Source organism: Gemmatimonadota bacterium (assembly GCA_009835325.1).
Taxonomy (GTDB): Bacteria; JAAXHH01; JAAXHH01; order JAAXHH01; family JAAXHH01; genus JAAXHH01.
Genome location: VXWP01000034.1, coordinates 1 through 11,927 on the forward strand (window position 1 = coordinate 1; position 11,927 = coordinate 11,927).

Annotated in this window: 11 protein-coding genes; 5 read left to right on the forward strand and 6 right to left on the reverse strand. The window is 62.6% G+C overall.

Features of this window, described 5'->3' with window-relative positions; all coding sequences use genetic code 11:
• Nucleotides 1-32: 32 nt before the first annotated feature.
• Nucleotides 33-1,532 carry a glycoside hydrolase family 32 protein gene (locus F4Z81_03825; protein ID MXW04181.1) on the reverse strand — a complete coding sequence of 500 codons (1,500 nt, stop codon included), beginning with the start codon at nucleotides 1,530-1,532 and terminating at the stop codon, nucleotides 33-35.
• A 239-nt stretch (nucleotides 1,533-1,771) separates the two neighbouring features.
• Here F4Z81_03825 and F4Z81_03830 point away from each other — a divergent pair, with 239 nt between their 5' ends.
• Nucleotides 1,772-2,461 (forward strand): cupin domain-containing protein, encoded by a 690-nt coding sequence (locus F4Z81_03830; protein ID MXW04182.1) that lies wholly within the window; start codon nucleotides 1,772-1,774, stop codon nucleotides 2,459-2,461.
• Between the two features lie 7 nt (nucleotides 2,462-2,468).
• Here F4Z81_03830 and F4Z81_03835 read toward each other — a convergent pair whose 3' ends face one another.
• Complete coding sequence (locus tag F4Z81_03835; protein ID MXW04183.1) at nucleotides 2,469-3,452, reverse strand: hypothetical protein; 984 nt, start codon at nucleotides 3,450-3,452, stop codon at nucleotides 2,469-2,471.
• A gap of 244 nt (nucleotides 3,453-3,696) precedes the next feature.
• Between F4Z81_03835 and F4Z81_03840 the strand changes: the two genes are divergently transcribed.
• Together F4Z81_03840 and F4Z81_03845 are read left to right on the forward strand one after the other, a co-directional pair.
• Complete coding sequence (locus F4Z81_03840) at nucleotides 3,697-4,524, forward strand: N-acetylmuramoyl-L-alanine amidase (GenBank protein MXW04184.1); 828 nt, start codon at nucleotides 3,697-3,699, stop codon at nucleotides 4,522-4,524.
• A gap of 405 nt (nucleotides 4,525-4,929) precedes the next feature.
• Nucleotides 4,930-5,196: a hypothetical protein gene (locus F4Z81_03845; GenBank protein MXW04185.1), complete on the forward strand. Its 267-nt coding sequence runs from the start codon at nucleotides 4,930-4,932 to the stop codon at nucleotides 5,194-5,196.
• Nucleotides 5,197-5,210: 14 nt separating this feature from the next.
• On the opposite strand, the gene F4Z81_03850 is transcribed toward F4Z81_03845, so the two are convergent.
• Together F4Z81_03850 and F4Z81_03855 are read right to left on the reverse strand one after the other, a co-directional pair.
• Nucleotides 5,211-5,798: a hypothetical protein gene (locus F4Z81_03850; GenBank protein MXW04186.1), complete on the reverse strand. Its 588-nt coding sequence runs from the start codon at nucleotides 5,796-5,798 to the stop codon at nucleotides 5,211-5,213.
• A 118-nt stretch (nucleotides 5,799-5,916) separates the two neighbouring features.
• Nucleotides 5,917-7,038, reverse strand: coding sequence for a citrate synthase (locus F4Z81_03855; GenBank protein ID MXW04187.1), 1,122 nt, complete (start codon nucleotides 7,036-7,038; stop codon nucleotides 5,917-5,919).
• A gap of 195 nt (nucleotides 7,039-7,233) precedes the next feature.
• On the opposite strand from F4Z81_03855, the gene apaG reads away from it, so the two are divergent.
• Both apaG and F4Z81_03865 read left to right on the forward strand, forming a co-directional pair.
• Nucleotides 7,234-7,653 carry a Co2+/Mg2+ efflux protein ApaG gene (gene apaG, locus F4Z81_03860; GenBank protein ID MXW04188.1) on the forward strand — a complete coding sequence of 140 codons (420 nt, stop codon included), beginning with the start codon at nucleotides 7,234-7,236 and terminating at the stop codon, nucleotides 7,651-7,653.
• Nucleotides 7,638-9,065, forward strand: a complete 1,428-nt coding sequence (locus tag F4Z81_03865; GenBank protein ID MXW04189.1) for a proline--tRNA ligase — start codon at nucleotides 7,638-7,640, stop codon at nucleotides 9,063-9,065. Before apaG ends, F4Z81_03865 begins: the two co-directional genes overlap by 16 nt.
• Here the strand turns inward: F4Z81_03865 and F4Z81_03870 are convergent.
• Nucleotides 9,059-10,750, reverse strand: a complete 1,692-nt coding sequence (locus F4Z81_03870; protein ID MXW04190.1) for an NAD(P)/FAD-dependent oxidoreductase — start codon at nucleotides 10,748-10,750, stop codon at nucleotides 9,059-9,061. The two genes, F4Z81_03865 and F4Z81_03870, sit on opposite strands and share 7 nt — an antisense overlap.
• A 24-nt stretch (nucleotides 10,751-10,774) precedes the next feature.
• Complete coding sequence (locus F4Z81_03875) at nucleotides 10,775-11,893, reverse strand: Gfo/Idh/MocA family oxidoreductase (GenBank protein ID MXW04191.1); 1,119 nt, start codon at nucleotides 11,891-11,893, stop codon at nucleotides 10,775-10,777.
• Between the last annotated feature and the right edge of the window lie 34 nt (nucleotides 11,894-11,927).

Consider the following 11,927-nt stretch of genomic DNA (forward strand, 5'->3'; position numbering starts at 1 on the left):
GGTGAACCTCGTGGACTTCTTCGGCAAAGCCGTCACATGCGCGTCGGTGCCAGGTTCCAGGCCTGCAGCGATATGAACCTGGCCGCGCCTCCGCGTGCGAACAGGCTGACGCCCGTGCTGTCGGTCCGCGTCGGATAGATGCGCTGGGTCACGCATTGCCGGCGGTTGGCGAAGACCTCGAGGATCGAACGGTCCAGGAAGATGCGCAGCACCAGCGGTTCACCCGGCACCAGTTCGAACGGTCCTTCCTGCGCGGTGACGTACTGTTCGTGCTCAGGCAGGTGCGGCTGCAGACTCCGGTATCGGGTGTAACGTATTTCGCGGTCGAGGGACGACCGGCTGACATCGACGCGCAGGACGCCTGCCGCCACGTCGCAGGAAACCGCGGTTTCCTCCTCGCCCCCCGGTGAGCGCAGCACTTTCACGCCGACCTCCCGCGCCTCCCGGGGATCGATCTCGACGGCCAGTTCCAGGCAGTCCCCTCCGATGCCCTCGAGTGCCACCTCGGAATCAGCAGTTACATCGATAGACTCATGCCGGCGGGCATCGAGCCGCAGCATTTCAAGCTCCGGCACGGGTTCGATCTGCAGGTGACCGCCGGGCCCCGGTGACAACAGGCGCGGAACGGTCATTACGCCCGACCATCCTGACGCGCGTTCGCGCTCGTTTCCGCGCAGTTCGCGGATCCAGTCGAAGAATACGCGCCGTCCATTGGGATCCAGCAGCGTCCTCGGGCCGCCGAGATGTCCTCCTTCCCAGCTCAAGCGCCCGTGTATCTCGGGAATAAACCGTTCGTCCCGCACCTCGCCGATATAGTACTGGCTTCCCTGCAGATGGCTGCAGAAGAGTAGCATGTGCCGGTCGCCGAAGGGGAAGAAATCGGGCACGGCGCAGTCTTCGCCGCCTTCGGTCCATGCCCGCCTCGACTGGTAAAACACGTCGACGTACGCCCAGGTGCGCAGGTCCTCCGATTTAAACAGGAACGCGGCGTCCCCCCGGCCTTGCGGGTCCCGGTTGTTGACGGCGGCGTAATACTGGCCGTCCGCCAGCCACCCGCAGGGGTCGTGCATGGTGTAGCGCCCGAAGTCGGCGCTCCCCGCTTCCGGCTCGGGGATCACCGGATTCCCCGGGTCTTTCGTCCATTCTATCAGCAGGTCGTCGCTGCTGCGGGCGAGACAGAGTCCGTCGGGGTTGCCGTAGTAGATCAGTACCGGAACCCCGTCCTTGCTGACCAGGGCGCCCCCGCTGAAGCAGCCCTTCCGGTCCGGCCCGTCCGCATCCGGTTTCAGCGCCACAGGATGGTGGACCCAGTGCACGAGGTCGGTACTGGAGGCATGGCCCCACTGGATGAGATGCCAGTAGGCGCCGTGCGGATTATACTGGTAGAAGATGTGATAGCGGCCCTTCCAGTAAAGGGCCCCGTTGATATCGTTCATCCAGGCCGCGGGCGGCGTGAAGTGGTAGACGGGCCGGTGCGGGTCGCGTGCAAAGGAGGCAGCGAGTTCGCCGGCTTCCCGTATAAGGGTTTCCATCCGTTCAATCCGGTTGTCATCGGTCATTTTAGCGCTCGCGGGTTGCCTGGTCGGGATTTCTTTTTGCGGGCCGACGCATGGCCTGGACTACGATTCGCGGGCAGAACCGGTCCGGGCGATTGGCCGTTACGCGCGCCAAGCGCCGAATCGATGAAGATATGCTTGATATATGTTGAACATATGAGTGTAATTTACATTCACAAACGAGGCCCCGCCAGTTCGTCGATCGTGGAGGAACCATGGTCATCGAAGACCGCCGGTACATGATACGTTCGCTCAATTCGAACCAGTCCTACTGGGAACAGGACGTGTTCCCGGATTGGACCGCCCTGAATTGTTACCGGCACTATCCGGACGGCGGGACCGGGACCGGTGTCGAACCCCATTACCACGACAACGACGAGATCTGGCTGTTCACCGCGGGCCGCGGGGAAGTTCGCCTTGACGGCGTAAGACACGAGATCACGCCGAACACGCTGGTCTATACGCCCATGGGCTGCGTCCACCAGTTCCAGATGTTCACGCACTACGAGAACAACGCCATCGTGACGCGCCTGGAGCGGGCGGGCAGGCCGCTGCACCTCACCGTGGAGGAGTATGGTCCCGCCGAGCCCACCGTTCCCGGTTTCGTCGTTCCGGGCAGCATGAACACCGGCCCCATACGGGATCCCGGTCCGCGATGCCCTGTCTCCGAATGGCGGTTGCAGCGATATGAAGAGGTGAACGCCCAGGGAGACCCCCAGCATGACGCCGTGCTGAACCGGAACGAACACTGGATGGTACTGAGCGGGGTCGTGCAACTTTCGCTGGACGGACGGGAAGTTTCGCTCGAACCGGGCGATATCGCGCTGCTCCGGGCAGGTGTCGCCCGACGGTTGTCCACGGAAGACCGGAGCACGCGGGCGGTGGTCGCGCGGGAGCCCCGGTAGATGCTGCCTAGTCCTCGCCGGCCGCCTGGTGGATCTCGTCGAGCCAGACGATCATCTCGGCCGTGATGTCGTTGTGGGGTCCGGTCAGGCCCATCTCCGGCCAGGCCCATGCCCCGTTCTCCAGCTGGGTTTCGACCAGGTTGTTGCCAACCCTGACCGCCATGTCGCGGTACTTCGCTTCCCCGGTGAGTGTGTAGAGCATCGCTCCGGCCCAACCGACCTTGCCGGCACGAAGCAGCCTGAAGTGATAGTCCCCGACATGCTCGCAGAACCGCATGTACGTTTTCGCCAGGTCCAGCCATTCCTCCTCGCCCGTGGCCATGTACAGCCGGCAAAGGAAACCTGCCGCGATGCCGGGATGGTAGAAGGACTGGTCCCGCGACTCGTCCCGCGTCAGCACGTACCTGAAGTCGTCGCCGTCCATCACCTCGGTGATCAATCCGCGTTCGCGGCTGTAGACCGTCCACAACTCGTTCGGGAAATCGGGCTGTTCCTTCATCATTCGCCGCATCCAGGCGCCCGCGCTCCTGGCCACATCCAGCCTTCCGGTGTAGACGGCGCACCAGCCGCAGCCGCTCACGACCCACAGGTCCTGTTCGGTGCCGCCTTCGCGCGCTGTCGGATGGGAGTAGAAGCCGCCGCCGGCGGGGTCGCGGAACCCGAGGAGAAAGTCCATGCCGCGCCGGGCCAGGTCGAAAGCACCCATGCGGTGGGCCGCCTTGATGACCCAGGTGTTGTGGTAGGTGTAGTAGTAGCTGTCGAGTTCGTTGGTTGGGCGCGGACCGAAGTCGCCGTCGGGGAGGAACCCATGGTGCCTGATCCACCGAAGCAGGCGGCTTGCCGCGTGAGACAGGCCGCACACGAGCAACGCGGCCGGTACCTTGTAATATTCGGTGACGCCGAGACCGGGGTCGCCGAAACTGCCGTCCGCGTGCAACTTGCCAAGCAGGTATTGGCCGCCGCGGTCTCTCGCATCCCTGAATCGGCTCATTCAGTACTCCTGCGTGGAGCGTTTGACGATCAAGTCTATACCCGCTTCCTGATTGGATTCTACACCGGATCCATTACATTGTAAATCCGAACCGGACATGCTTCGCGGCAACAAGGCCCTTCAATGTGCTGACTCGCACTCGGTATTTCAATCACAAACAAAGCGCCGCTGCCTTTATTTGCGAACGGAACCTGACATGAAGATAACCCGTATTACGCAGTTATGTATGTTCTGGATGCTTTCGATGTTTGCGGCTGGCTGTTCAAACGTCATCTATATCGAGTCGGCGAACCAGAACAGCCGGGTCGATTACGTGGTGATTCACGCCACCTCGGCAAATTTCGCGGAATCGGTAAGATTGCTCACCACCCGGACCGGGCGTCCGGTCAGTGCACATTACCTGATTCCCGACGAAAACGACCCTACCTACGGTCACCGCCGGATGCGCCTGTATCAATTCGTGAAGGAAAGCCAAAGGGCATGGCACGCCGGCGTCAGCTACTGGGCCGGGGATACGGGGCTTAACGCCCGATCCATCGGGATCGAGATCGTAAACGAGTTTAGTTGCGAATCGGATACGTCAGCTGTCGAGGATAGCGGTCCGGACGCGCTCGTCTGTGATTTTCCGCCTTTCAGCGAAGCGCAGATCGAGATGTTGATCGAATTGCTTCGAGGCATTCAGCAACGGCATCCCCGCATTGGACCGCTCGATTTCGTCGCGCACTCCGATATTGCGGTCCCACACAGGCGCCGGTCGGACCCAGGCCCCCTCTTTCCCTGGCGGCGGCTGTACGACGAAGGCATAGGCGCCTGGTATGACGAGGAAACCAGGTTGCGTTACATGGCGCAATTCGAGGACCAGCTACCTACGATCGAAAGACTGCAGACCGCGCTGCTAAGGCTCGGATACCTGGTCGAACCAACCGGAGAACTGGACCACCAGACGCGCTTCGCCATACGCGCATTTCAAATCCACTTTCGCCCCTCGGACTATGGCGGCGTGCTCGACGTTGAGACCGCGGCCATTCTCTGGAGCCTGATCGATAAATACCGCGGCGGGTACCTGCCTTGATTGTGCGGTGTAAGGTAAATCCATCGTAGTTAAAAAAACGTCGAGAAACGAAATTTGGAACGCGACTAATCGATAAACCAGCATAACCGCACGACCAGTTAATTCCGATTAGGAGGATTGGAAATGAATCAGGAGTCGTGGCTACCACGTAACGGGCCTGTCTTCACCGGTGCAGTCGCGTTAATCGCTTTATTGACTTATTTGCATGTTACTCTGGGTGAGTTAAGAACTGAATTCAGGGAGGAATTAAGAAACATAACAAATTCGTTAGACAGAGTAGAAACCAAGATTGACGAGGTAAGCGGATACCTCAAATACAGTGCGGATTCTAAGGAGAATGACACCCCACTGGCTAATCTGAACAAGTGAGTGATTTTCAGGAAGGTACGCAGGCCGGTCTATGACGTGAACGCACAGAAGGAGAGTGACAAGACAGTGGTTGACTATCTAATGCCGGCGGCCGTGATTTTGGTAGCGGTGTTAGGTTGGATATTCAGTTGGATATTCTTCCGCAGGGGCAAGATGGTCGGAAAACGTGAATTGGATACGGCCACGTACAACCTGGTAAGAGAGATCGAAACGTTACGAGAAACTACGATGGCAACCTTTGCCGAATTGAAGGCCGACGTAAGAGAAACCAGGCATGACGTAAAGACCTTGTTGTCACGTTGAAATGAGTTTACATCCTACAGCTTCCCGAAGATCATCGACACGCCCAGGCTCATCCACTTCCAGTCGTCGCTGGAAACGTTGTACTGCGCCTGGAGGCTGAAACGGCCGAGCAGGAGTCCGATCCCGGGTGACACGACCAGGTCTCTTTCCGTGACGAAACCCGCTTTCGTATTCGTGGTCGCGTTTACCATCTGCCGTGTTCTCTTGTACACCACGCCGGCAGCGCCCTGTACAAATAATCGTTCCAACGGGTAGAATCGCAGGCCGGCGGTCACCGGAATGCTGGAGTAGTTGCCCTCGATCCGGTCGGCGATGGCGTCAAGACCCTGGTCGACCAGGTCCTCCACTTCGGTGCGGGACTTGATCTTCTCGCTGCCGTAGGTGACGTAGCCGCCCGAGCAGACCAGCTGGACGCGATAGCTGAACCAGTACGTCAGGGCGGCATGGGCGCCGTAACCGTAGTCCTCTTCGACCAGATCGGCAAGACCAGAGGCAGGACGGGCCACTTCGCCGCCCAGGTTGAAATTGAACTGTCCGGACGCCGGCAGCGTGACCAAAGTGACCGATGCCGCGAAGACCAGCGCACGGAAGGCCTGTATCATGATACTTGTCCCCGATCCGGTCTAGACATTCACTGGTGTCCGTTCGACTTCACCGCCTGCGAGGGGCGTACCGTGGTCAGGCGGCTGGTGCCCGCAGTCAGGCGGCTGGTGCCCGCAGTCAGACGGGGCGGGCGTCCATGGGTATGTACCGCGCTTCGGTCGGCCCGGTATACTCGCCCAATGGGCGGATGATCCGGTTGTCGGCGTACTGTTCGAGGAGGTGCGCGGTCCATCCGGTGATCCGGCTGCAGGCGAAAACGGGTGTGAACAACCCCGCCGGAATCCCCATGCTGGCGTAGACCGATCCGGAGTAGAAATCCACGTTGCAGGCGATACCCTTCAGGTCCATCATGGTTTGCTCGATCACGCGGGACATTTCATACCACTTCAGGTCGCCTGCCTTCCCGCCCAGTTCCTCCGAGAGGCGGCGCAGGTGCGTCGCCCGGGGATCCTCTGTCTTGTAGACACGGTGACCGAATCCGGGTATTTTCTCCCTGGCGGCCAGTTTCTCCCTGACGTAGTCCGCGGCCAGGGAGATCTCCCCGATCTCGTTGAGCATGTCCATCACGTCCTTGTTGGCGCCGCCGTGCAGCGGTCCCTTGAGCGTGCCCACGGCCGACGTGACCGCCGAGTGCATGTCCGAGAGCGTGGCCGCGGTGACCCGGGCGGCGAAGGTCGACGCGTTCAGTTCGTGATCGGCATGCAGGATCAGGGCGACGTCGAAGGCCTTCGCGTGCTCGGGGTCCGGTATCGTACCGTTCAGCATGTACAGGAAATTCGCGGCGTGGTCCAGGGACGGATTCGGCGCGATGGGATCGCCGCCGTTCGAGATCCGGTGCCAGGCGGCGGTAACGGACGCGAACTGGGCGGTCAGCCGGACGGCTTTGCGCAGGTTCGCTTCGCGGGTGTGGTTCGCCGCATCCGGGTCGTAGGCGGACAGGAACGACACGGCCGAACGGAGCACGTCCATAGGCGCCGTGCGACGCGGGAGTGCCCGCAGCAGGTCCAAAACTGATGCAGGCAACGTTCTGCCGGCGAGGAGCTGCTCGTTGAGTTCCGCCAGCTGTCCCGACCCGGGCAGGTCGCCGTGCCACAGAAGGCAGGCGGTTTCCTCGAAACTGGAATGGGCAGCCAGGTCGTGAATGTCGTGGCCCCGGTAGAGCATTCTGCCCTGCAGGCCATCGATGAAACAGACGGCCGTCTGCGCGGCTACGACGCCTTCAAGGCCTAGCTTGACCATTCCGTTTCTTCCCCGGTGGATACGGTTTTGTGCCGTGGACAGGATAGAGATGCGGCCTCCGGGTGTCAAGGTGTTTTTGGTCCGGATTCCGCCTCCTGGAAGGGCGTCTACGTCGGTTTTTTGTTTGTCGATGAAGCCCCTCGTATTTATCTTATACACCTTCGATTTTCCGGGCCGATTCCACGGAGCAACGCGATGCCGACACCGCTGAATTCCGACACGGTCACCCATGGCATACGGGTCCAGGTATACCCGGGCTATCTGCCCGATCATTCCGATCCCGGCCAGAGCCAGTACGTGTTCGCCTATCGTATCGTCATCACCAATGGCAGCGAGCGGTGGGTGAAGCTGATCAACCGTCACTGGGTCATCATCAACGCCGACGGCAAGCGCAGCGAAGTCAGGGGACCGGGCGTCGTGGGATTGCAGCCCGAACTCGAGCCCGGAGAAAACCACGAATACCAGAGTCTTTGCCCCCTGGACACGGAGTGGGGTACCATGGAAGGCGAATATGAAATGCAGGACGCTGACGGCCGTAACTTCGAAGTGGAGATCGGCCGGTTCTATCTCGCGATATCCTCGGACGAAAAGGTGGAGTCATGGCAAAAAAACTGACCGCGCAGGCGGACGATTTCTCGGCCTGGTACAATGAAGTGATCGCGAAAGCGGAACTGGCCGACAACGCCCCGACCCGCGGCTGCATGGTCATCCGGCCATACGGCTTCGCGCTCTGGGAGAACATGGTGGCGGTGCTGGACCGGATGTTTAAGGATACCGGTCACGTAAACGCCTATTTCCCCCTGTTGATTCCCGACAGCTTCTTCCAGAAAGAAGCGGAACACGTGGAGGGGTTCTCGCCCGAATGCGCCGTGGTTACGCACGGCGGGGGCAAGAAGCTCGAAGAAAGCCTCATGGTCCGCCCGACCTCCGAGACCATCATTGCGGACATGTACGCCAGGTGGATCCAGTCCTATCGCGACCTGCCGCTGCTGATCAACCAGTGGGCTAATGTCTTCCGGTGGGAACTGCGACCGAGGGCGTTTCTGCGGACGACGGAATTCCTCTGGCAGGAAGGCCACACGGCCCACGCCACGGCGGTGGAGGCCGAGGAGGAAACCCTGCGCATCCTGGACATCTACCGCACCTTTGCGGAAGACTACATGGCGATTCCGGTGCTGTACGGTCCGAAAACCGACGCCGAGAAGTTCCCCGGCGCGTTGCAGACCTACGCCATCGAGGGCATGATGAAGGACGGCAAGGCCCTGCAGATGGGCACTTCGCACGACCTGGGACAGAACTTCTCCCGGGCCTTCAACATCGATTTCCAGACGCGGGACGGGTCGCGCGAACACGTCTACCAGACAAGCTGGGGCATGAGCACCCGGACCGTCGGCGCCATCATCATGGCCCATGGCGACGACAGGGGGCTGGTACTGCCTCCCCGCCTGGCGCCTCACCAGGTCGTCGTCATTCCCATCGCGAAGTCCGACGAGGAACAGTCCGTCGTGCGGGCAGCCGTCGACAAGCTGGTTGCGTCACTGGAAGGCGTGCGGGTGAAGGTGGACGACCGCGAGCAGTTCGGCCTGGGCTGGAAGTTCACCGAGTGGGAAACGAAGGGCGTGCCGCTGCGTGTGGAACTCGGCCCGCGGGACATCGCCTCCGGCCAGGCAGTGGTCGTGCGCCGGGATACGGGGGAGAAGGAGTTCATTTCCCTCGAGTCCCTGGGCAAGCGGGTCGGAGAATTGCTGGAGACCGTGCAGCGGGATATGTTCCAGCGCGCCCTGGATTTCCGCGAAGCCCGTTCCCGGGAGATCCGGGACCGGGAGGCCTTCGTCTCGGCCGCGAACGGCGACGGCGGGTTCATCCACGCGCACTGGTGCGGCGATCCGGCGTGCGAGGCCGCGATCAAAGACGAAACCCGGAACACGATCCGGTGCGTCCCCATGGACCGGGAGGCCGATCCGGGCACCTGCGCGTATTGCGGGGGTTCCTCGGAACGCAAGGTCGTCTACGCCCAGGCCTACTGATCCCCGTACATCCCCAGCACTTCCATCGCCGCGTTGCGCCCGTTGACGGCGATCACGCTGCCGCCCGGATGGGTGCAGGCCCCGCACAGGTAGACCCCGGGCATGGGCGTCCGAGGTTCGAGCCGTTTCTCCCACATGAAGGCCGGCAGGATCTCACCCTGGAAGATATGGCCGCCGGTCAACCCCACCTTCTTTTCGATATCCGGCGGACCCATGACGTCCATATGCAGGACGGCATCGGGCATGTTGCTGCAGAAGCAGCCGAGTGATTCGAGGGCCAGCCTCCCCACCTCCTCCCTCCGGGAATCCCAGTCGCCATCGGCGAACGTGTAAGGGACGAACTGGGCGAAGATGCTCATGGTGTGACGGCCCGCCGGTGCCACGCTCGGATCGTGGGCGGTGTGGAAGTAGAGTTCCTCCCAGAGCCGCGGCGGCAACCGGCCGTCTCCGGCCATGGCGTGGAATTCGTGCCACTGCCGTGCGGTAAGCGGGATGTTGACCTGGCCCCGGTGGTGGTCCTCGTTCGTTCCCGGTCGGCTGGTGAAATCCGGCAATTCGGCGAGGGCCAAGTTGATCTTGGCGGTCGCGCCGGTCTGGGGAACCGACTCCACGCGGTCCTTCCACGCCCCGTCGGCCGCGTCGCCAAGGAGCCTTAGCGTGACCCGGGGATCGGCATTCGATACGACAGCAGGTGCCCGGACGCGCTCGCCACCCTCTAGCTCCACGCCCTCTCCGGGCAGGATGCGGGCGACGGGCACGCCCGCGGCCACCGCGGCGCCCGAGTCGCGCGCGATGTCGCACAGTATGAAGGACACCATGCCCATGCCGCCCTGCACGTACCCCCACATGCCGGGCATGCCGGCCATGGTCCCCGTGGAGTGGAAAACGTGCACGGAGGCGGTCCCGGGCTCGTAGGGGCTGGCGTTCGTCCCGATCACGCCCTGGCCGATCAGGGCCATGCGCAGCCGCTCGTCTTCGAGGTACCGTTCGACATATTCGACCATGGACCATTCGAAGAGCAGTCCGATGGCTTCCCGGTCGCCTTTGAGGCGTTCTTCGATCTGTTCCCGGGTCGGCGCACGCCCGATCCAGACGTCCTCCTTGCCCGGCGGACGAAGGGCCTCCCGGATGCGCCGCATGGGCGCGTACATGGCCTCGAAGCCCTTCACGTCCCGGGGCGACAGGCGTCGGATCTCCTCCAGGCAGCGGTCGTCGTCCTCCCACAACTGTACGCTCGACCCGTCCTCGAAGGGTACGAACATGCCCGCTACGGCCGGCGTCCATCGGTAACCGTAGCGTGCGAAATCCAATTCCTCGATCACCAGGGGATGGAGCAGGCCGGCGAGGTAGGCGCAGGGCGACACGCGGTATCCCGGCCAGGTCTCTTCGAGCGTGCAGGCGCCGCCGACGCGTTCCCGGGCTTCCAGGACCAGCACCCGCTTCCCGGCGCGGGCGAGGTAGGCCGCGCAGGCCAGGCCGTTGTGGCCGGCGCCGACGACTACCGCGTCCCAGTCGCGTCCCGCGAGCGAGGACACGGGTTCGGGCAGGCCGATGCGGCCCAGTGCGTCGCGGCAGGACCTGCCCGGCGCTGAAGCTGCCACGGATGATGACGTCGCGGACGAAGATGTCGCGGACGAAGATGTCGCGGACAAAGATCCCTCCGATCTGGCGGTACGTGTACGCATGGCGGTCATCCGCCGGCGTTCATCCTAAATCAGGTTCGGCAACAACGGGTGGTCCCGGTTTTCCAGCGGCAGGGCGATGCGGCTTTCCGCCAGGTGGGCGGCAAAGACGCCGTGGATCATCTCCAGTGCCCAGCGCCCGTCGTATCCGCTGTTCACCGGCCTGCGCCCGTCCCGCCTCGCCTCGAACACGTCGCGGACGATGGCGGCGTTGGCCGCCGCCTGAAGCGCGCTCATTGAAGGTTGCTCGGAAGGCTCAAGTTCCAGCGCTTCCGCGGTAACGTCGCGAACCGCCGCGTCGTCGTCCGGATGCCAGACCGGGGATCCGTGGATCCTGATCTGCTGGGAACCTTCATGGACGGTCATGATGCCCTCCGAACCGTACACCCACATCCCGTACCTCCGGGGGTGAGGGTCCTGGTTACGGCGCGTTTCGAAAGTGGCCGTCACACCGTGACCGAAACCGTACATCGCGTGGATGGCGTCGCCCGCGATGAGGCCCAGTTCTTCCGGACCCTCCACGGCGTCTTCCAGGGTCGCGGGCCGGCCGCCGGCCATGGTCACCGATGCCTGCACCCAGGCGGGGTTTCTGCCCAGGAGGAACCGGAGCATGTCGAAAAGGTGGGTGCCCAGCACCATGAGGTCCTCGCCGCCTCCGCGATGATCCTCCTTGCCGTTCATGCGGACGTGGAGGATATCCCCGATTGCGCCGTCGGCGATCAGTTGACGGGCGTGCCACGCGGCCGCGTGCATGCGGCCCTGGTGGGCGATGCCCATCATCACCCCGGCCTTCTCGCAGGCTTCGATCATGGCGTCGGCCTCGGACAGCGTGCGGGCCATGGGCTTCTCGAGGAAGATGCACGCGCCCGCCTCCGCCACCGCCAGGGTCATCGCGGCGTGCTGGTCGAGCCAGCGGGGACCGATGCTGACGATATCGAACCACTCGTTGCGCAGCATCTCACGGTAATCCGTATACAGGTTCCGCACGCCGAGCCGCCTGCCCGCTTCCCGCAGGCCGTCCGGATCGTCGTCGGCCACGGCGATGATGTCCACGTCATCCATTCCGAGGTACACCGTGTCAAGGCCATGGCCGTAGTTGCCCCGCCCGGTGCGTCCGATGACCCCCGCCCTGTATCGTCGGTCCATTCAATGCTCCTGCGGTTTGAGGGCTTTTCGGAAG

What these genes read in the sequence shown, in the direction of transcription:
- F4Z81_03830 (MXW04182.1), top strand. Translation starts at nt 1,772, where the DNA reads ATGGTCATCGAAGACCGCCGGTACATGATACGTTCGCTCAATTCGAAC.
- apaG (MXW04188.1), top strand. Translation starts at nt 7,234, where the DNA reads ATGCCGACACCGCTGAATTCCGACACGGTCACCCATGGCATACGGGTC.
- F4Z81_03865 (MXW04189.1), top strand. Translation starts at nt 7,638, where the DNA reads ATGGCAAAAAAACTGACCGCGCAGGCGGACGATTTCTCGGCCTGGTAC.
- F4Z81_03850 (MXW04186.1), bottom strand. Translation starts at nt 5,798, where the DNA reads ATGATACAGGCCTTCCGTGCGCTGGTCTTCGCGGCATCGGTCACTTTG.
- F4Z81_03840 (MXW04184.1), top strand. Translation starts at nt 3,697, where the DNA reads ATGTTTGCGGCTGGCTGTTCAAACGTCATCTATATCGAGTCGGCGAAC.
- F4Z81_03870 (MXW04190.1), bottom strand. Translation starts at nt 10,750, where the DNA reads ATGCGTACACGTACCGCCAGATCGGAGGGATCTTTGTCCGCGACATCT.
- F4Z81_03835 (MXW04183.1), bottom strand. Translation starts at nt 3,452, where the DNA reads ATGAGCCGATTCAGGGATGCGAGAGACCGCGGCGGCCAATACCTGCTT.
- F4Z81_03855 (MXW04187.1), bottom strand. Translation starts at nt 7,038, where the DNA reads ATGGTCAAGCTAGGCCTTGAAGGCGTCGTAGCCGCGCAGACGGCCGTC.
- F4Z81_03875 (MXW04191.1), bottom strand. Translation starts at nt 11,893, where the DNA reads ATGGACCGACGATACAGGGCGGGGGTCATCGGACGCACCGGGCGGGGC.
- F4Z81_03825 (MXW04181.1), bottom strand. Translation starts at nt 1,532, where the DNA reads ATGGAAACCCTTATACGGGAAGCCGGCGAACTCGCTGCCTCCTTTGCA.